Source organism: Acinetobacter sp. V116_7, assembly GCF_056735735.1.
In genome coordinates this window covers 645,232-663,421 of record NZ_JBWZIF010000028.1, presented here as the reverse complement: position 1 = coordinate 663,421, position 18,190 = coordinate 645,232, and the positions used below count along the sequence as shown (strand labels likewise).

Here is an 18,190-nt window from a genome sequence, read left to right as displayed (position 1 = left end):
AAAACTTAGTACTGCCAGAACATACGTTGAATTTCTTTAGCGTCATTAGTCTTAGTAAGAGCTAATGCAGCAAGAAGACGTGCTTTTTGTGGGTTTAAGTCATGAGCAGCTACCCAACCATATTTATCATCAGGTTGTTCAGCATTACGTAATACGAAACCTTGTGGTACACGTGATGAACGGATAATTTGAATACCATTCTTGTCGTGAAGATTTTGTAAAGTTGGAACGATATAGTTCGCAACTGAACCGTTACCTGTACCAGCATGGATAATCGCTTTAGCGCCAGCTTTTGCATATGCTTCATAAGCATCAGGAAGCATAGAGTCTGAACCGTAAACGATTTGTACCAGTGGAAGTGCATCACCTTTAATATTCTCGATATTAAATTCTGAAGCATTTGTAAAACGTTTTACAGACTGTCTGAACCAGTATGGCTTCCCTTCAACTAATGTACCTAAAGCGCCCCATTGGCTAACAAAAGCATTTGTATGAATGTTAATGCCTTTAGTGACATCACGCGCTGCAAAAATAGAGTCGTTCATGAGAACCATAACGCCTTTATTTTTTGCATCATCAGAAGCTGCCAAAGCAACTGCGCTATAAAGGTTAAGTGGTCCATCTGCTGAAAGAGCAGTTGAAGGACGCATTGAACCAACAATAACAATCGGTTTATCAGTGTGAACAACAAGATTTAAGAAAAATGCTGTTTCTTCTAAAGTGTCTGTACCGTGAGTAATCACGACACCATTAACAGATGGTTTTTTTACCAGCTCATTTACTTGACGAGCAATTTGTAATAATTCCTTGTCAGTAATACTTTCAGAAGCGACCTGTAATGCTTGAATACCAGTGACATTCGCCAAATCTTTGATTTGTGGAACAGCATTAATTAAGGCATCAACTGGAACTTTTGCAGCAGTGTAGGTTGCACTGTTTGCTGAGCTTGCGCCAGCACCCGCGATCGTACCGCCAGTGGCTACAACAACTACATTATTTTTTGCGTAAAGTGGGAGAGAGCAGGCCAATAAGCCCATCGCTAAACCTAAAGATTTAACAGTTTTAGTCAACATCGAAAATATCCTTATGAAGTGACGAAGTAGAAGTTTGACGAATACGCCTGCTTTTCCTAAGCAAAATACATACCATGTAAAACATATTCGTAACTTGTTTGAATAAGAAGCATCCCTGAATAGCATTTTGTTTTATCAACAATTGCTTAGTCATTGCCTTTATTTAGCGTTAATAAATATCATGAATAAAATAAAAAATCTATTAAGTTTTTCTAATTTATCTCAATTTTTTTGTTTTTAATATAAATGATACAAATGATTTTCTCATTATTATAAAATTTAAAAATAATGGGAGTGATATGCTTTTTCTTTACCATTTGGTATTTATATATCATTGATTGTATATCATATTGTTTGTAAATAAAATTATATAAATTTTTTAATAGATAAACTAAATAATAATTTCAATAGTTTAATATAATTAAGTGTTAATGAAATGAATTAAAAATTAATCAATTGATGTTTGTTTCTAAGGATATAAATTCTGTTTGGGTGAATTTTATTCTCTTTTTAAGGTTTGTTTTAAGAAAATTTAATAGCAGTAAAAATACATTATTGGGTTCATTATTTAATATGGAAATACACATAAATTTTTATTGTTTAATTTTAGAATAAAAAGAAGAGCAATTTTATAAGGTCATATAAAATTGCTCTTAAGTTGGGAGAGTGGGAGAAAAGAGAAACTTAAGCGGGCGTTTGTTCTTGAGTTGATTTAATTAATACTGGCTCTGGTAGCTCTTCAGTATCTGCTACTTTTTCGCCTTCAAGCTTAGCAACAACTGCGGTAGCAATACTGTTACCTACTACGTTTGTTGCAGTACGACCCATATCAAGGAACTGATCGATACCAAGCAATAAGAGAATGCCAGCTTCAGGTAAATGGAACATGGTGAGTGTTGCTGAAATAACCACAATTGAAGCTCGTGATACACCTGCAATACCTTTACTTGTCACCATCAGAGTTAACAGAATTAAGATTTGTTGAGTGAAGCTAAGATCGATGTTGTAAGCTTGAGCAATAAACAATACTGCAAACGTGGTGTACATCATTGAACCATCTAGGTTAAATGAATAACCCAACGGTAATACAAAGCTAGTCACTTTTTTAGGTACACCAAATTTATTGAGTGCATCCATTACTTTAGGGTAGGCAGACTCACTTGAAGCTGTCGCAAAAGCAAGAGTTACAGGTTCGCGAATTAATTTGCCTAAGCGGAAGATATCTTTTTTAAGTACGATTGCACCAACAGAGAACAAAATGATCCAAAGTAACAGAAGACCGAAATAGAACTCAGCGATTAAAATACCGTAGTCAACAATTAAGCCTAAACCTTGTACTGTAATTGCTGAAGCAATTGCAGCAAATACTGCAAAAGGTGCAAACATCATGACGTAATCGGTGATACGGAACATGATCTTGCTAAGTTCTTCAGTCAAACGAACAATAACTGAATCTTTTTCGTTGCCTTGATTTACAAAAGCGAGTGCTGAGCCAAAGAAAATAGCGAAAACAAGTACTTGTAAAATATCGTTATTTGCCATTGCTTCTGCAATGCTGCGTGGGAACACATGGCTTAAGAATGATTGCAGTGTAAAGCCAGTAGTTTCTGGGAGAGAAGCGCCACTAAGTTGTTGAGCTGTTGGTAGTGCTAAATCTAGAGCTGCCCCCGGTTGGAAAAAGTTTGCTAAACCCATGCCGATGGCAAGCGATACAAACGAAGCAGTAATAAACCAAGTCATTGACTTAAGTGTGATACTACCAATCGATGTAGATTTCCCCATTGATACAATGCCTGAAACAATTGTGGCAAATACCAATGGAGCAATAATCATTTTGATGAGGCGTAAAAAGATGTCTGTGCCGATGCTAAAATAAGAAGCGATTTGTTTGAGTTGGTCACCTTCATTAAAAAAGTGGTGACAAATCCAGCCTGTCAGTACGCCAAGTAAAATAGCAATAACAATATATTTGAGCAATTTCTTTTGCTTCATATGAACCTCTATCCATTTGATTCAATCATTCTTTGATGGGATTTGAATGATTGAAAGCTTTCCTTGTTAGTTCAGTCCGGTCGTTCTACCGATTTTATCTTCCTAGATATCTGAATCTGTTTTAACCGAATCGAATATGGTGATGTTGTTATGGGAAGGGATTGTTGCTCGATTTTGAAGCAGTGTGAAATGCAAAAAAATATTGATCCATGCAATTTTTGCATAATGAAGATTGCGGGAAATGTGAAATTACGCACAAATTTAAACGTATGGTAAAAAATATAGAAATGAATTGTTAAACAGATTTTAAAGATTAAATGAATTAAATTTTTAATTAAAATTGCTTAAATTCAAATAGTTATTTAAATGTAAGTGGAAGTGCGGAAGAGTTTGTAATTATTCTTTTTTTAAATTAGTTAAATAAAATTATCAAAAAAGGCATCTAATTTAAGATGCCTTTTTTGATATGCATTTTTTTAACGACGATTGGCTAAGAAACGGCCTAAACGAGTGATTGCTTCTCGCAATTCATTTTCAGCTGGTAAGAAAACCACACGGAAATGATCTGGAGTTGGCCAATTAAAGCCCGTACCTTGGACCAATAGCACTTTTTCTGCACGTAGCAAATCAAGCATTAATTTTTCGTCATCTTCGATTGGATAGATGTTTGGATCGAGGCGAGGGAAGCAGTACATTGCTCCATCTGGTTTTACGCAGCTTACACCAGGAATCTCATTTAGCATTTCCCAAGCAATATTACGCTGTTCGTACAAACGGCCACCCGGACGAATCAGGTCATTAATTGATTGGTAACCGCCTAAAGCAGTTTGAATCGCATATTGAGCCTGAACGTTTGCACATAGACGCATTGATGCCAACATATCTAAACCTTCGATATAGTCAGCAGCGCGGCTTTTATCTCCGGTAATTGCCATCCAGCCTGAACGGAAACCTGCAATGCGATAAGCTTTTGATAGACCATTAAAAGATACGCAAAGCTGGTCGCCAGCTAATGATGCTACTGAAACATGTTCAATACCGTCATAAATAATTTTGTCGTAAATTTCATCAGCAAATAAAATTAGATCATATTTTTTTGCAAGCGCTACAATTTGTTCAAGAATATGACGTGGATAAACTGAACCAGTAGGGTTGTTCGGGTTAATGATGACAATACCGCGAGTATTCGATGTAATCTTGCTTTCAATGTCAGCAATATCTGGATACCAGCTATTTTCTTCATCACATTTATAGTGAATTGCTGTGCCACCTGAAAGATTAACAGCTGCTGTCCAAAGCGGATAATCCGGCATTGGAATCAACATTTCGTCGCCATCATCAAGCAAGCCTTGCATCGCCATTACAATAAGTTCAGACACACCATTACCGATATACACGTCATTCACGTGCATATTTAGGATGCCTTTTTGTTGGTAATATTGGCAGATAGCTTTACGTGCTGGAAAGATACCTTTTGAGTCAACATAACCAATCGCATTTGGTAGGTTTAAAGCAACGTCATTAATAATTTCTTGTGGGGCTTCAAAACCAAATGGAGCAGGGTTGCCGATATTGAGCTTGATGATTTTATGTCCTTGCTCTTCCATTTCATTGGCGGCTCGTAATACTGGTCCACGAATGTCATAACAAACATGCTCAAGCTTCGATGATTTCTTTATTTCTCGAGAAGTTGGCATGGATTGGAGGATAGCAGTATTTTTAGACATAGCTGGATTCACTTTTGCATATCGGTATAAATAACTTTTAAATGTTTTAACTGTTACCAAATTCAGATCGTGTTGATCTTTTAGTAATTCAACAATTTTTTCATGGGTAAAGCCCGATTGCTGATACTGTTTGATAACTGGTAATAGTTGCTGGAAAAGCACACTTTTTTTCTGAGACATGTTTTGTCCTATACAACCGTGCCGAACAAGAATAGCACCATCTTTGCTTCCTTGGAAGAAAATAAAACATAAATTTGCTTACTTCCAATTTTGAATTTTGCTTACTTTTTGCTTTCTATGGCTTAGGTGATTAAATTCCAACAAATTTTACGTTCAGAGACTAGTGTTTTTGCGAGGAATGGCGTAAATATAAAACTCAATCATCAGAAATGTTTACTTCAGAATAAAGGTGCATGTCATGGGAAAAGTCAATAAAACAGACCGGGAATGGCAAAGAGAGTTATCACCAGAAGAGTATCGGATCACACGACAAAAGGGCACTGAACCTGCATTTACGGGGCAATACTGGAATACTAAGCAACATGGTACCTATGTCTGCCGTTGCTGCGGTGCAGAATTGTTCTCCTCAGATACTAAATATGACAGTGGTTGTGGTTGGCCTAGCTTCTTTAAACCGATTGAGCCAACTGCAATTGAAGAACATGACGATTTATCGCATGGTATGGTCAGAACAGAAATTGTTTGTCATGATTGCGAAGCCCATTTAGGGCATGTTTTTGAAGATGGACCACAGCCGACTGGTTTGCGCTATTGTGTAAACTCGGCATCATTACAACTTAAATCACAAGAAAAAAATGATGAGGAAACCTATCCATGAGTAATATTTATCAGTTTGAAGCTGAACTGTTAGAGGGTGAAGTTAAGCAATTAGCTGATTACAAAGGTAAAGTTTTACTAATTGTAAATACTGCAAGTAAATGTGGTTTTACACCACAATTTGCTGGCCTTGAAAAGCTTTATGAGAAATATAAAGATCAAGGCTTGGAAGTTTTAGGGTTTCCCTGCAACCAGTTTGGTGGGCAAGATCCGGGTAGCAATAAAGAAATCAGTACGTTCTGCCAGCGCAACTATGGGGTGAAATTCCCTATGTTTGCGAAAGTAGATGTAAAAGGCCCAGAAGCTCACGTGATTTTTAGATATTTGACACGTGAAGCTAAAGGCATTTTAGGAAGCAGCACGATTAAATGGAACTTTACTAAATTTTTGGTAGGGAAAGATGGCGCAGTGCTTAATCGCTATGCGCCTACGACTAAACCAGAAGCATTAGAAGCTGATATTGAAAAAGCATTAGCAAGTTAATGAATTCAATGAACGCTATTCCTCGAGCTTTTGAGTTTTGGCAAGATGGGCGAATGCCTTATGTTGAAGCCAGAAGATCTTGTTTTAGTCGAACATGTTATAAGTCTCATAGTCATCCAACATTTTCTATTGGAGCTATAGATGAAGGGAATAGCGTTTTTCAAAGTTCATTTGGTACAGCACAAAAGATTTCTGCTGGTACCTTAGTCATTGTACCTGCCCACATAGAACATTCTTGTAATCCATTACCTGATCAGGCTTGGAGTTACCAGATGTTGCATATGGATATATCTTGGCTTAATCAATGGTATGCCGAATTTCAAAAAGAGGGCTTTGATTTAAATTTACCCCAGCATAAACCTCTCATTATTAAAGATGAGTCTTTATATCAGGCTTTTTCTGGTATGAATAAAACTTTATTTGATTCTGAAAAATTGATTCTTGAAAAAGAACAGTCGCTTATCTATTGCCTTACTCAGTTGTTACTACCTCATTTTATATTAGAAGAAATACAGAAAACACAATATTTGTATGAGGACTTCTTGGCCTTAATTCATATTATTAAATCATCCGAACGATTTATTTCTTTAGAAGAGCTTGCACAGCAGGTAGGTCTTAGTCGATATGCAATTATTCGTCTATTTAAAGCTAATGTTGGTTTAACACCCCATGCATTTCAAATTAATTTAAAGATTAATCAAGCCAGAGCTCAATTGAAACAAGGGATTTCGCTTGTGGAGTTGGCAGTAAATTTGGGTTTTAGTGATCAGAGCCATTTTCATAAAGCTTTCAAAGCGCATACAGGAATCACTCCTCGTCAGTTTCAACTCGCAGCCGCGCAATAATTTACAATAAATTATTTTTCTCTATTTTTAAGCTATTCCATACAGTTTTAAAGATGAAATCGTTATGGAAGTTTTTTTAGTTATCGCCTTTACTCACTTTTTAGCACTGCTATCTCCGGGACCTGATTTTTTTCTTATTCTCACCAGTCTTTTGCAAAAGGGTTCGCGTTACACCTACGGCGTCATTGCAGGAATTACGTTTGGTAATGCCTTAATTTTGATGGCGTGCATGTTCGGATTTATGTTGCTTGGAAATTTAAGTACGACTATTCTTTTAGTACTTAAGTGGCTTGGGGCAGGGTATTTGGTTTATTTGAGTTATCTTTGTTTTAAGGCTGCTCGCGCTGGCACCTTAACTTTTGCTACTGAAAAAAATGATTTGATTGATCAAGAGTATCAACATCAGGATAAAGTTAAGAGCATAATGTTGGGAATACAATCTAGTCTGCTTAATCCCAAAAATATTATGTTTTATAGTAGCTTGATGCTGCTTATTCAGCATCAATTTAGTTTGGTTCAAAAATTACTGATGAGTACGTGGATGACTGGAGTTGTACTTGGTTGGAACTTACTGTTGGTTCGGCTATTGCTTCAAAACCGAGTTCTAGAACAGATTAAACGTTCAGCGATAGGCTTATATTATTGTTCTAGTCTGGCTTTTATATGTTTTGCAATCTTACTCATTGCTTATAGTTAATGTGGGTTGTATAGCCTTCATGCTAAATAATCGTGAAGGCTATACAACTTATATATGCCTAAAGAATTGCTTTTAAGCGCTTAACCACTTCTTCACATTGCGCTAAATCGGCGACTAAAGCCATACGTACATGATTTTCCCCAGGGTTACCTTGATCTGTGTCACGAGATAAATAACGACCCGGTAAAACTTTAATATGGGCTTTTTCCATTAGCATCTTGGCAAAACTTTCATCGTTATCGACTTTTAACCAATAATAGAAACCTGCATCTGGCTTTTGCAGAGGTAATAAGTGACCTAGTTCGTTTTGGAATAAATCAAACTTTGCACGATATTGCTTACGGTTTTCTTCAACATGGTTTTCATCATTCCATGCCGCAATTGATGCAAGCTGGTGTTGAACAGGCATTGCTGCGCCATGATAGGTACGGTACTGCAAATATGGTTTTAATAATTCTGCATCACCCGCTACAAAACCTGAGCGTAATCCTGGCAAGTTTGAGCGTTTAGAAAGTGAATGAAATACGACACAGTTTTTATAGTCATCACGACCAAGTTCTGCACAAACTTCTAATAAACCAGTAGGTGCTTGCTCGAACCAAAGTTCTGAATAACATTCGTCAGAAGCAATAACAAAATTATATTGATCAGATAACGCGATTAGCTTTTTAAATTGTTCTTTAGAAAGCACAGTGCCAGTTGGGTTGCCCGGCGTACATACAAAAAGAAGGGCTGTTTTTTCCCATACTTCTGCGGGTACTGCATCAAAATCGCCTAAGTAACCATTTTCTTCGGTGCAATTGATGAAATAAGGTTTTGCACCAGCCAGTAGAGCGGCACCTTCATAAATTTGATAAAACGGATTCGGCATTACTATATAAGGCGCATCTTCACGGTTAATGAGCGCCTGAACAAATGAGAAAATCCCTTCACGCGTACCAGACACTGGCAAAATGTGGTTTTCAGCACTAATGCTGTTAAGTTTAAAACGCTTAGTTAGCCAGTCCGCAATACTTTGGCGAAGCTCAGGTAAGCCTTTGCTATTTGGATAAGTTGAGAGGTGATTGAAGTTGTCAATAATTGCCTGTTTAACAAACTCTGGTGCTGGATGCTTTGGTTCGCCAATTGATAGAGGAATCAAGGGAAGGTTAGCAGGGGTAGTATCCTTAAAAAGTTGGTTTAACTTTTCAAATGGATATGGGTGCAATAACGACAAGCTAGAGTTCATTAAACAGTTACCAAGTAGTTGAGTTTCAGTGCTGACAAATTTGATTAGATGCTTCATCTAATGCAGCTTTAAGCTTTTCCGAGAAGAGTTTAACCTCTTCGTTATTTAACGGTTTTCCATCTTTTTTCGTGACAAAGAAAATATCTTCTGCACGTTCACCTAAAGTTGCAATTCTAGCTGAATGGATGTCTAAACCTTGCATCATAAATAAGCCACCTACACGTGCAAGTAGTCCGGGGTGATCGAGTGTTGAAATTTCAACCATATTTTGCTGTAACGCTTCATTCAATGTAACGTCAACTGTATTTTCAATATCGAAGTGACGTAGCTGACGTGGAATTCGGCGTTGCATAAGTCCCGGATATTGGTCTGGCTGACTAAGCGCCTTCACTAATGCGGTTTTAACTGTTTCTTCGCGTTCGGGGTCCGTTAGCAATGTACCAAAGCGATCGAGCACAACATAGGTATCTAAGCTAAAAGCGGTACTTGCTGTGATAATTTTTGCATCCTGAACGTCTAAGTTCATGCGGTCTAAAACTGCCACAGTCGTTGCAAAAAGGTTGGGTTGGTCACGCGTGTATATAAAGATTTGCACGGCATCTTGGGCAGCTTTACGGTGAGCACGTAATAGTACTAATGGCTCTGGGTTGTCTCCGTGTTTCAAAATTGCTTGAGTATGCCATGCAATTTCATCTGCCGATTCTTTAATGAAGTATTCATCACCCAGTTCTTGCCATACTTTTTCAACGTCTGCCAATGAGAAACTATTCACCAGTAATTCACTTGCTGCAAATTTGGTGTCTTCAATTAGCATTTGATAGTCAACAGGACGGCTTAAACCTGTACGAATGACATCACGGGCATGCGTATAAAGTTGACGCATAAGCGACGCACGCCATGTGTTCCACAGTTTTGGATTTGTCGCATTAATATCTGCGACTGTTAAAGTATATAGATAATCAAGATGTTCCATATCGCCAAGTTTTTCGGCAAAATCTTTAACAACATCTGGATCGGAAATATCCTTTTTCTGAGCTGTTAGCGACATGAGCAAATGGTTGTGAATGAGCCATGCAATTAATTTACATTCACGCTCTGTAAAGCCGTGTGCACGTCCAAACTCAATCGCATCTTCTGCACCAAGTTCACTATGGTCTCCACCGCGGCCTTTAGCAATGTCATGAAATAATGCAGCAATAAACACAATATCTTGACGTGCAAGACGCTGGAAAACAGAACTTACAACAGGGAACTCTTTAGCAAATTCTGGTTCTTTAAAACGGTTTAAATTGCGCAGTAATAATAATGTGTGAGCATCGACTGTATAGATATGGAATAGGTCATATTGCATGAGACCCATAATTTGACCAAAGGCTGGAATATAGTTTCCTAAAACACCATATCGTTTCATCGCTACCAAAGTATCGTATAGACGATAAGGTGAGCGAATAATCGACATAAATAGGGCTTGATGCTCAGGATTATCTCGAAAATTTTGGTTAATACGTTTTGCAGCAAGAATAAGTAAACGTAAAGTACGAGCGCGAATACCTTCAATATCTGGTCGATTAGCCAAAATATAGAATAGTTCTAAAATAGCACTTGGATGTTCTGCGAAGATTTTGTGGTGCTGTACGGCAAGTTTATTGTCGACAATCTTAAAGTGGTCATTAACGACTTCAATTTTACGTTCGTAATTTGGTAAACGCGGAGTAATAACTGATTCGCTAAAATAGGCCAATAACATTTCATTAAGTGTTGAAACCTGTTGAGCTGTACGGTAGTAGCGTTTCATGAACTGCTCAACACCGTAGTTTACAGGCTGACCTTCTTGACGAGCGTAACCAAATTGAGCCGCAATTTCTCGTTGATGATCGAACAGAAGACGGTTTTCATCACGCTTCGCTAAACGATGTAAATGGTGACGAATTTCCCAAAGAAAACTTTCAGCTTCTTCTAAAACGTTTAATTCGAATTCTGAAATAAAGCCTAAATGAACTAAGTCATAAATGCGGTTTACGCGGAAATGACGCTTAGCAATCCAGCCAATCTGGTTAATATCACGAATACCGCCAGGCGCATTTTTAATGTCGGGTTCTAAGTTGCTTTCAGTATTGTTGTGTTGATGGTAACGCTTAGCTTGTTCAGCCATTTTTGCATCAAAAAAGGTTTTGTCTGTCCACGTTTGCGAAACAATACGACGCGGCCATTTTGCAAGTTGACTATTACCGGTAATTAAACGAGCTTCGATGAGTGTAGTTGCAACAGTTAAATCGGTAGCAGCTTGTTCAACACAACTTTGAATGGTGCGAACGCTAATACCGGGTTTGAAATTGCCAACATCCCATAAAGAGGAAATGAATGTAGAAATGCGTTTTTCATTTTCTTCGTTAATTTCATGTTCCGATAAAATCATGATATCAACATCGGAATAGGGCAACATTTCACGGCGCCCATAACCACCTACAGCAAAAAGACCTAGCCCTGTCTGATCAAGTTCAGCATGTTTCCATAAAAAGATCAGTGCTTCGTCAACGAGGTCTGAGCGTGCTTTAATGACTTCCCGAATAGATTGCCCATTTTCATATGAATCCTGCAATTGCTTTTCTACATCCGTTCGCCATTGATTAATGGCTTTAATATCATGATGGCTTGTAACGTAGTTCAGCAATGGCGATGTATTGATCATGAAAATGGGTCTACCAAAAAGTAAATATTAAGAGTTGGTTTTTACGCTTACTTGATCAGCGGTTTCTTTCGCTAAAGTACGAGCAAGATCAGTATTTTCTGCACGAGCAATTGCCACACCCATACGACGTCGTTTGAAACCTTCTGGTTTACCAAACAGGCGTAAATCGGTATTTGGGTTAGCTAATGCCGTATTTAAGCCGCTGTAGCTTAAATTGTTGGCATCGACCCCAGCATAAATAACTGCACTAGCCGCAACACTATGGCGAGCTGTATTTACTGGCAATCCTAAAATTGCACGAGCATGCAGTTCAAATTCACTTTGAAATTGTGACGCTAGAGTAACTAGACCAGTATCATGTGGGCGAGGCGAAACTTCACTAAACCAGACCTTGTCGCCTTTAATAAACAGCTCTACACCAAAAATACCACAACCGCCCAGTGCTGTTGTCACTTTATTTGCAATACGTTTTGCTTCTTCAAGTGCAGCTGCAGTCATTGGTTGAGGCTGCCAGCTTTCTACATAATCACCTGCATCTTGACGGTGACCAATTGGGTCACAGTAGTGAGTTTCGATTTCGCCAGTTTCAGGATTTTTAGCACGAACGGTAAGTAATGTAATTTCAAAATCAAAATCAATTTGAGATTCAATGATGACTGTACCTTGGTTAACACGACCACCTTGCATCGCATATTCCCAAGCAGCATCGACTTCATCGAAACTTTTTACACGAGACTGACCTTTACCTGAAGATGACATTACTGGTTTTACAAAGTTTGGATAACCAATGTCATCAGAAGCAGCGCGGAAGCTTTCTAGTGAGTCAGCAAAGCGGTAAGCAGAAGTAGGTAAACCAAGTTCTTCAGCCGCAAGACGACGAATGCCTTCACGGTTCATGGTCAGGTTTACAGCTTTAGCGGAAGGAATAACAGTTGCAGTTTGACTCGCTTCAATTTCAAGCAAAACTTCTGTAGCGATGGCTTCAATTTCTGGAACAATTAAATTCGGTTTAATTTTCTCAATGAGCTGTTTTAACTCAGTTGGATTAGCCATATTTAACACATAAGAAAAATGTGCAACTTGCATGGCTGGCGCATGATCATAACGGTCGGCTGCATGTACTTCAACACCAAGGCGTTGTAAAGAAATTACAACTTCTTTGCCAAGCTCTCCTGAACCTAACAATAAAACTTTAAATGCAGAAGATTGAAGGGGGGTACCGAGTGTCACGCTCATGCGAATCATCCTGACAAAATTATTTTTTTAAGCATAGCAGAACTTATGAGGGAGTTAAGCTTTATCACACATAAAAAAATTAATTTTGTCGGACAATTAAGATGTGACTTTTTAGATATTAACTTGATAGTTTAAAAGTAACTCATCTGCATTTTTGCCGCGAATACCCCAATTTTCTTTAGGGGTTTCAAAAATCGTAATTTCAATATCTTGCGGAGCTATTTTGCATTGTTGTTCAATATTGCGAAATAAAGTTTGAATGAGTTGTTTCTTAGTAGCCGCGCTACGTCCTGCAAACATTGAGAGTTCGATAATAATGTAGTGTTGGCTGCGGTCAGAAGGATAGATAAAATTTCCAGGCTTAAGACTGATAAAACGCTGAAATCTTTTCTCGATAGGATATTTCAATTCTTCAATGAGCGCTTGATGGATTGCATGAGAAAGTAATTCTCGATACTGCATAATCGTTTGTTCATTTGCGTAAATTTTAACTTGTGACATTTTTATCTCTATTAAGTAGGTAAGATTATCTTTTTAATCAATTCAAAAATTAGATTTTTACGCCAGAAGTTTCAATCTTAAAGGCTTCTGGCTAGGTTTTATTTTATATAAGGAAGATCAGTTTATCTATTTATAAAGGTAAATAAGTATAGATCAGACCATAAACAATTGCGGCAGTTAATGTTGCCGGAACAATTTTCTTAAATTTAAAATAAAGACCTGCTAGCACTAAAAAACCGATAAGCATGGCTAAGCTTTTATCTGGATTCTCAAGAAGTGGCGGAAGAGTGGCAACAATAAGCATGGCGCTAATTGCTGATATACCAATGCTTCCCAAAGCAATTTTTAGCCAGACTGAACCACGTCTTTGCTGTGTCCCTTGTAGCTTTTGTATAACAAAGAATGGTCCAAAACGTGAGGCAAAATTGGCAATACCAACAATGATACCAACCAGAATAATCTCTAGATTCATTTTAAACTTCGACCTCTTCTTGTTGTTTCAGCACATAATGTTTAAACAAGCCGGCTAAAATGCCTGAAAGAATACCAATAAAAATAGCCGCAGATAGGTTAATCCAATAGCAGGACAACGCTGAAACAACCAAAGATACAGCAACTACAAGACTATGCTTTCGCTCAAATGCTGCTAATAAAAAACTTAAGAATAAAGCAGGCAATAAGAAGTCTAAGGCTGCTTGTAAAAACTTTGGAAGATGAGACACTTGATCTGCAAATAATCCCCCTAACAATGAGCCAGTTGCCCAAGCCATCCAACTAAATAGACTCAAGCCTAACATCCAAGACTCGGACCATTGTTGTCTACGCTGTGAAAGTTGGATCATTCCACTTGCAAAAACTTCATCGGTTAAGCCCCAAGCCCATACCGCCGTTTTTTTTAGATTTAATTTGTTTGGAATCAGGTTATATAAAGCTGGTCCATAAAGTACATGGCGAATATCCAGTGCAATGACTGTTAATGCAGTTAACCAGATAGATGAACCACTGGCTAAAAGTGCGACAACTAAGAACTGGCTGGCTCCAGCATACATTGAACAAGATAGAAAAAATGCTTCCCATGGTGTAAAACCAAACTGAGATGCAGAAACGCCAAAGGCAAAAGAAACGGGTAAATAGGTGAGTACGATAGCTTGGCTATCTTTGGCGCCTTGCCAAAAAGTTGCCGTTTGGGCAGGCATCAATTGTTGTTCGGACACAATACACCTTGGCAATAAACCAAATGATAAAAATACTTGAAAGATTGAGTATTGTAGCCGAATTTAATAGCATAGTGCCGAAATGTTTAATCGGCAGTTTGCTATGTTCAACGCAAAGATTCGTTTAGTTTATATCGCCATGTTGAGTGCAGGTATTTTTACATTGCAGGGCTGTGACAATGGTAATCATGAGGCAGAAAAAAAAGTAGAAATTAAGCCAGCACCTAAACTGACCAATGACGCAACTGTTTATGCTCAAAAAGCATGGACATTGATTAATACGGTTGAGCATTTGGTTTATGAAAAGCAGTTGAGCCAAATCGATGACAAAGTTCGTAAACCTTTACGTCAATTGAGTACGGACTGGCGCATTAATGTGAAAATGACTGATTCCGTGACAGAAGGGAAATATGCCCTTTGTCGTAAAGCCCTGACAAGTTTAGATGTGTGGGCTCGTGAAACGCTTGAAAATAATGATTCAGTTGCTAAGAAACAAGCAGACTATGAGCGAGATAAAGCGCAATGTAAGGATGCGATCAATACGCCGAATCTTGGAAACACATCTCCAAAATAAAATTTATAAATATAAAAAAGCGAGATGATTAATCTCGCTTTTTTGCTTTTAAAACGATAATGAGTGAATGTTAATTACGGCTTTGTCGCAGCTTTAGCTGTGTTTGCTGTTTTCACTGCATCTTGTTTCATTTGATGAGTCATTTGCTGTGATTCATGTTGAGCATGCGTAGATTTCATCATTGCTTCATGCTTTTGTTCAGTCATATCTTTTTTAACATCTTGTTTTGCTTTTACTGCTTCTTTTTTAGCAGTTGCTTTGCCGTGTGCAGCAACACATTTTCCGCCTTTATGATTTGGCCCTGTACCACCTTGTAATTGAGTTCCTTTTGGACATGCAAATGCCGAAACACTTAACATAGCCAATACGCCAGCTGTAAGAATTGTTGATAATTTTTTCATGTTAATCAGCGCCTTGTTGAGTATTATTGCTCAGCTTGAGTGTAAAATGAAAATATCTGCTTTAAAACATTTATTTTGTGAAATAGAGTTTGAACAATGTGTTGTTTTGCAGCGTTATCTATTTTTTTAATTTGGTTTTAAGTTTTTATCATATAGCTGGTTGTGCAAAGACTAGGAATGGACTTGAGCAACTACTTTCAATTTCTCAATATCTAGAATCTCAATTTTTCTAAAAGCAATTTTGATGATTTTCTGTTTTTCAAGCAGACTCAGCTCATGGTTGATCGTCTGTCTAGATGTGGTCAGCATATTTGCCAATTGTTCTTGAGAAATATGGATGTGATGATCTTGAATAAGAGTATGATTTCCATATCCTTCTAAAATAAATAGAAGACGTTGAGCAAGCCTTTGAGAAATACTGCGTGTTTGGATAGCAATCTGTTCTAAGAAAACGTACCTGAGTTTTTGGCTGGTTAAACGAGCAAAGTAATACCAGTAATATGGATTGTCTTTGAGTAATTCATTTAATGGTTTTGCAGGAATATGCAGAACGGTACTTTTTTTCAAAGAAATCGCATCGTGCGAACGTGGTTCATGATCAATCAGCGATATTTCACCAAACCACATAATTGGCTCAGCAATTGCAGAAAGAGCTTCATTACCATTTACATCGACATAACCTAAGCTAATTGAGCCTTCAAGCACAGTATAAATGCCATCAAATACATCTTGGGCACGGAACACATAATTGTTTTTTTCAAAGGTTCTTTGCTTACCATGCTCTAGAATAAAGTTTTGGAATGCTTCTGGAAGCAAACTAAACCATGTATTTTCTCTTAGTCGATTAATATAAATAAGATCCAATATCAGCCCATCCATGAAAAAATCATTACTTTGTCAAATAGCTGACAACTTTAAGTTTTCCTTATTTGTACAGTATGACTATAGATAGATGAATAGGGAACAACTCATGTCAAATCTGGAGCAACAGCTTAGCAAATATGCAGCTTACCACTTAAATCATAAAAATATTTTGACGCATTTTATCGGTATTCCGCTCATCGTGTTTTCAATTTTATGTTTAACTGCGAGAGCTGGAGTCGATATTGGCAGTTTTAAACTAACTTTAGCCATTGTGTTGATTGCAGCTAGTACGATCTATTATTTCATTTTAGATAAAGTTTTTGGCGTAATTATGCTGATTCTTTTAGCCGCCGTGTATCCACTGGCGAGCCAAATTGCCCAGTTATCTTTGGGGCAATGGTTAGCAGCAAGTATTGGATTCTTTGTGGTGGGTTGGGTCTTTCAGTTTGTTGGGCATTATTTCGAAAAGAAAAAACCAGCTTTTGTTGATGATGTGATTGGACTCGCCATAGGGCCGTTATTTGTATTGGCAGAATTTATATTTATGCTAGGTTTTAGAAAGCCTTTGCATGCGCGTATTTTACAAGAGGCGCGCATTAAACGAGAGGCGATGGATTTAAGTCATTAAACATAAAAAAGCCCCAATATGATGGGGCTTTTTTATGAGCTTTAACTTAAACGTTAAAACGGAAGTGCATTACATCGCCATCTTGAACAACGTAAGTTTTACCTTCTAAACGCCATTTACCAGCTTCTTTAGCGCCGTTTTCACCGTTGTATTGTACAAAGTCGTCATATGCAACAACTTCAGCACGGATAAAGCCTTTTTCGAAGTCAGTATGAATCACACCAGCTGCTTGAGGAGCGGTTGCGCCAACTTTTACTGTCCATGCACGAACTTCTTGTACACCAGCAGTGAAATAAGTCTGTAAACCTAAAAGCGCATAACCTGCACGAATAACCACATTTAAGCCTGGTTCTTCCATGCCCATTGCTTCTAAAAACTCAGCACGATCTTCATCTTCTAATAATGAAATTTCAGCTTCGATCTGGTTGCAAAGAGGAACAACAATTGCGTTTTCTTCCGCAGCTAGTTTTTTTACTGCATCTAAATGCGGGTTATTTTCAAAACCATCTTCTGCAACGTTTGCAATATACATGGTTGGTTTTAAAGTCATTAAACCAAAACCACGAACTAATTTACGTTCGTCATCAGACAAATCAGCCGCGCGAGCTGGTTTACCTTCGTCAAGTAACGGTTGGATTTTCTCTAAAACTGCTTTAGTTGCTACAGCTTCTTTGTCGCCGCCTTTAGCAACTTTAGTTAAACGTAAAATTGCTTTAGCAACAGTTTCAAGGTCTGCAAGCGCAAGTTCAGTATTAATAGTTGCGATGTCGTCTAATGGATCAATTTTACCATTTACGTGAATTACGTTTTCATCTTCGAAACAACGTACAACATGAGCGATTGCATCAGTTTCACGAATGTTAGCAAGGAATTGGTTACCTAAGCCTTCACCTTTTGATGCACCAGCAACAAGACCTGCAATGTCCACAAATTCCATTGTAGTTGGCAAAATACGTTGTGGTTTAACAATCGCAGCAAGTTTGTCTAAACGTGGATCCGGTACAGGAACAATGCCTGTGTTTGGTTCAATGGTACAGAAAGGGAAGTTTTCCGCTGCAATCGCTGCTTTCGTTAATGCATTGAAAAGGGTAGATTTCCCTACGTTTGGCAGACCAACAATACCGCAATTAAAACCCATGAAAACCACTCACAAATGTGTAAATTAAAAATTGTCGCTGATTTTACATGAAAGCCATGACAA

General features: G+C 37.8%; 18 protein-coding genes. 6 read left to right on the top strand and 12 right to left on the bottom strand.

The window, feature by feature from the left end:
* Positions 1–5: 5 nt before the first annotated feature.
* The 3 genes from AC1PJP_RS17120 to AC1PJP_RS17110 all read right to left on the bottom strand — a co-directional run bounded on the left by AC1PJP_RS17120 (position 6) and on the right by AC1PJP_RS17110 (position 4,972).
* On the bottom strand, positions 6–1,073 hold the full coding sequence (locus AC1PJP_RS17120) for a type II asparaginase (protein WP_005304480.1): 1,068 nt from the start codon (positions 1,071–1,073) through the stop codon (positions 6–8).
* Between the two features lie 684 nt (positions 1,074–1,757).
* Positions 1,758–3,065 carry a dicarboxylate/amino acid:cation symporter gene (locus AC1PJP_RS17115; protein ID WP_013198151.1) on the bottom strand — a complete coding sequence of 436 codons (1,308 nt, stop codon included), beginning with the start codon at positions 3,063–3,065 and terminating at the stop codon, positions 1,758–1,760.
* A 476-nt stretch (positions 3,066–3,541) separates the two neighbouring features.
* On the bottom strand, positions 3,542–4,972 hold the full coding sequence (locus tag AC1PJP_RS17110; protein WP_198308441.1) for a pyridoxal phosphate-dependent aminotransferase: 1,431 nt from the start codon (positions 4,970–4,972) through the stop codon (positions 3,542–3,544).
* Between the two features lie 238 nt (positions 4,973–5,210).
* On the opposite strand from AC1PJP_RS17110, the gene msrB reads away from it, so the two are divergent.
* From msrB to AC1PJP_RS17090, 4 genes are all read left to right on the top strand, one after another.
* Positions 5,211–5,630 carry a peptide-methionine (R)-S-oxide reductase MsrB gene (gene msrB / locus AC1PJP_RS17105; protein WP_004792889.1) on the top strand — a complete coding sequence of 140 codons (420 nt, stop codon included), beginning with the start codon at positions 5,211–5,213 and terminating at the stop codon, positions 5,628–5,630.
* Complete coding sequence (locus AC1PJP_RS17100) at positions 5,627–6,112, top strand: glutathione peroxidase (protein ID WP_479767813.1); 486 nt, start codon at positions 5,627–5,629, stop codon at positions 6,110–6,112. Before msrB ends, AC1PJP_RS17100 begins: the two co-directional genes overlap by 4 nt.
* The gene (locus AC1PJP_RS17095; protein ID WP_479767811.1) at positions 6,112–6,957 is read left to right on the top strand and encodes an AraC family transcriptional regulator; all 846 of its coding nucleotides are present in this window, start codon (positions 6,112–6,114) and stop codon (positions 6,955–6,957) included. The genes AC1PJP_RS17100 and AC1PJP_RS17095 overlap by 1 nt, the downstream gene beginning before the upstream one ends.
* Before the next feature lie 64 nt (positions 6,958–7,021).
* Entirely contained in the window at positions 7,022–7,654 is a 633-nt protein-coding gene (locus AC1PJP_RS17090; RefSeq protein ID WP_479767809.1) for a LysE family translocator, read from the top strand.
* Between the two features lie 58 nt (positions 7,655–7,712).
* Here the strand turns inward: AC1PJP_RS17090 and dapC are convergent, their stop codons facing one another.
* From dapC to AC1PJP_RS17060, 6 genes are all read right to left on the bottom strand, one after another.
* On the bottom strand, positions 7,713–8,882 hold the full coding sequence (gene dapC / locus AC1PJP_RS17085; protein WP_323740280.1) for a succinyldiaminopimelate transaminase: 1,170 nt from the start codon (positions 8,880–8,882) through the stop codon (positions 7,713–7,715).
* Between the two features lie 25 nt (positions 8,883–8,907).
* The gene (gene glnD / locus AC1PJP_RS17080) at positions 8,908–11,571 is read right to left on the bottom strand and encodes a [protein-PII] uridylyltransferase (protein ID WP_013198147.1); all 2,664 of its coding nucleotides are present in this window, start codon (positions 11,569–11,571) and stop codon (positions 8,908–8,910) included.
* A gap of 27 nt (positions 11,572–11,598) precedes the next feature.
* Positions 11,599–12,816 carry a formate-dependent phosphoribosylglycinamide formyltransferase gene (purT, locus tag AC1PJP_RS17075; protein ID WP_479767807.1) on the bottom strand — a complete coding sequence of 406 codons (1,218 nt, stop codon included), beginning with the start codon at positions 12,814–12,816 and terminating at the stop codon, positions 11,599–11,601.
* A 102-nt stretch (positions 12,817–12,918) separates the two neighbouring features.
* Positions 12,919–13,308 (bottom strand): tautomerase family protein, encoded by a 390-nt coding sequence (locus AC1PJP_RS17070; protein WP_005304505.1) that lies wholly within the window; start codon positions 13,306–13,308, stop codon positions 12,919–12,921.
* A 130-nt stretch (positions 13,309–13,438) separates the two neighbouring features.
* Complete coding sequence (gene ygaH, locus AC1PJP_RS17065) at positions 13,439–13,780, bottom strand: L-valine transporter subunit YgaH (RefSeq protein ID WP_151767955.1); 342 nt, start codon at positions 13,778–13,780, stop codon at positions 13,439–13,441.
* A 1-nt stretch (position 13,781) separates the two neighbouring features.
* Positions 13,782–14,504 carry an AzlC family ABC transporter permease gene (locus AC1PJP_RS17060; protein ID WP_081402146.1) on the bottom strand — a complete coding sequence of 241 codons (723 nt, stop codon included), beginning with the start codon at positions 14,502–14,504 and terminating at the stop codon, positions 13,782–13,784.
* A gap of 121 nt (positions 14,505–14,625) precedes the next feature.
* Here AC1PJP_RS17060 and AC1PJP_RS17055 point away from each other — a divergent pair, with 121 nt between their 5' ends.
* On the top strand, positions 14,626–15,096 hold the full coding sequence (locus tag AC1PJP_RS17055) for a hypothetical protein (protein WP_176564279.1): 471 nt from the start codon (positions 14,626–14,628) through the stop codon (positions 15,094–15,096).
* A 74-nt stretch (positions 15,097–15,170) separates the two neighbouring features.
* Here the strand turns inward: AC1PJP_RS17055 and AC1PJP_RS17050 are convergent, their stop codons facing one another.
* Positions 15,171–15,497, bottom strand: coding sequence for a hypothetical protein (locus tag AC1PJP_RS17050; protein WP_004792870.1), 327 nt, complete (start codon positions 15,495–15,497; stop codon positions 15,171–15,173).
* 171 nt (positions 15,498–15,668) lie between these two features.
* On the bottom strand, positions 15,669–16,376 hold the full coding sequence (locus AC1PJP_RS17045) for a Crp/Fnr family transcriptional regulator (RefSeq protein ID WP_198308437.1): 708 nt from the start codon (positions 16,374–16,376) through the stop codon (positions 15,669–15,671).
* A 91-nt stretch (positions 16,377–16,467) separates the two neighbouring features.
* Here AC1PJP_RS17045 and AC1PJP_RS17040 point away from each other — a divergent pair, with 91 nt between their 5' ends.
* The gene (locus AC1PJP_RS17040; RefSeq protein ID WP_198308436.1) at positions 16,468–16,989 is read left to right on the top strand and encodes an Mpo1 family 2-hydroxy fatty acid dioxygenase; all 522 of its coding nucleotides are present in this window, start codon (positions 16,468–16,470) and stop codon (positions 16,987–16,989) included.
* Between the two features lie 46 nt (positions 16,990–17,035).
* On the opposite strand, the gene ychF is transcribed toward AC1PJP_RS17040, so the two are convergent.
* Entirely contained in the window at positions 17,036–18,127 is a 1,092-nt protein-coding gene (gene ychF, locus AC1PJP_RS17035) for a redox-regulated ATPase YchF (RefSeq protein ID WP_004642544.1), read from the bottom strand.
* Between the last annotated feature and the right edge of the window lie 63 nt (positions 18,128–18,190).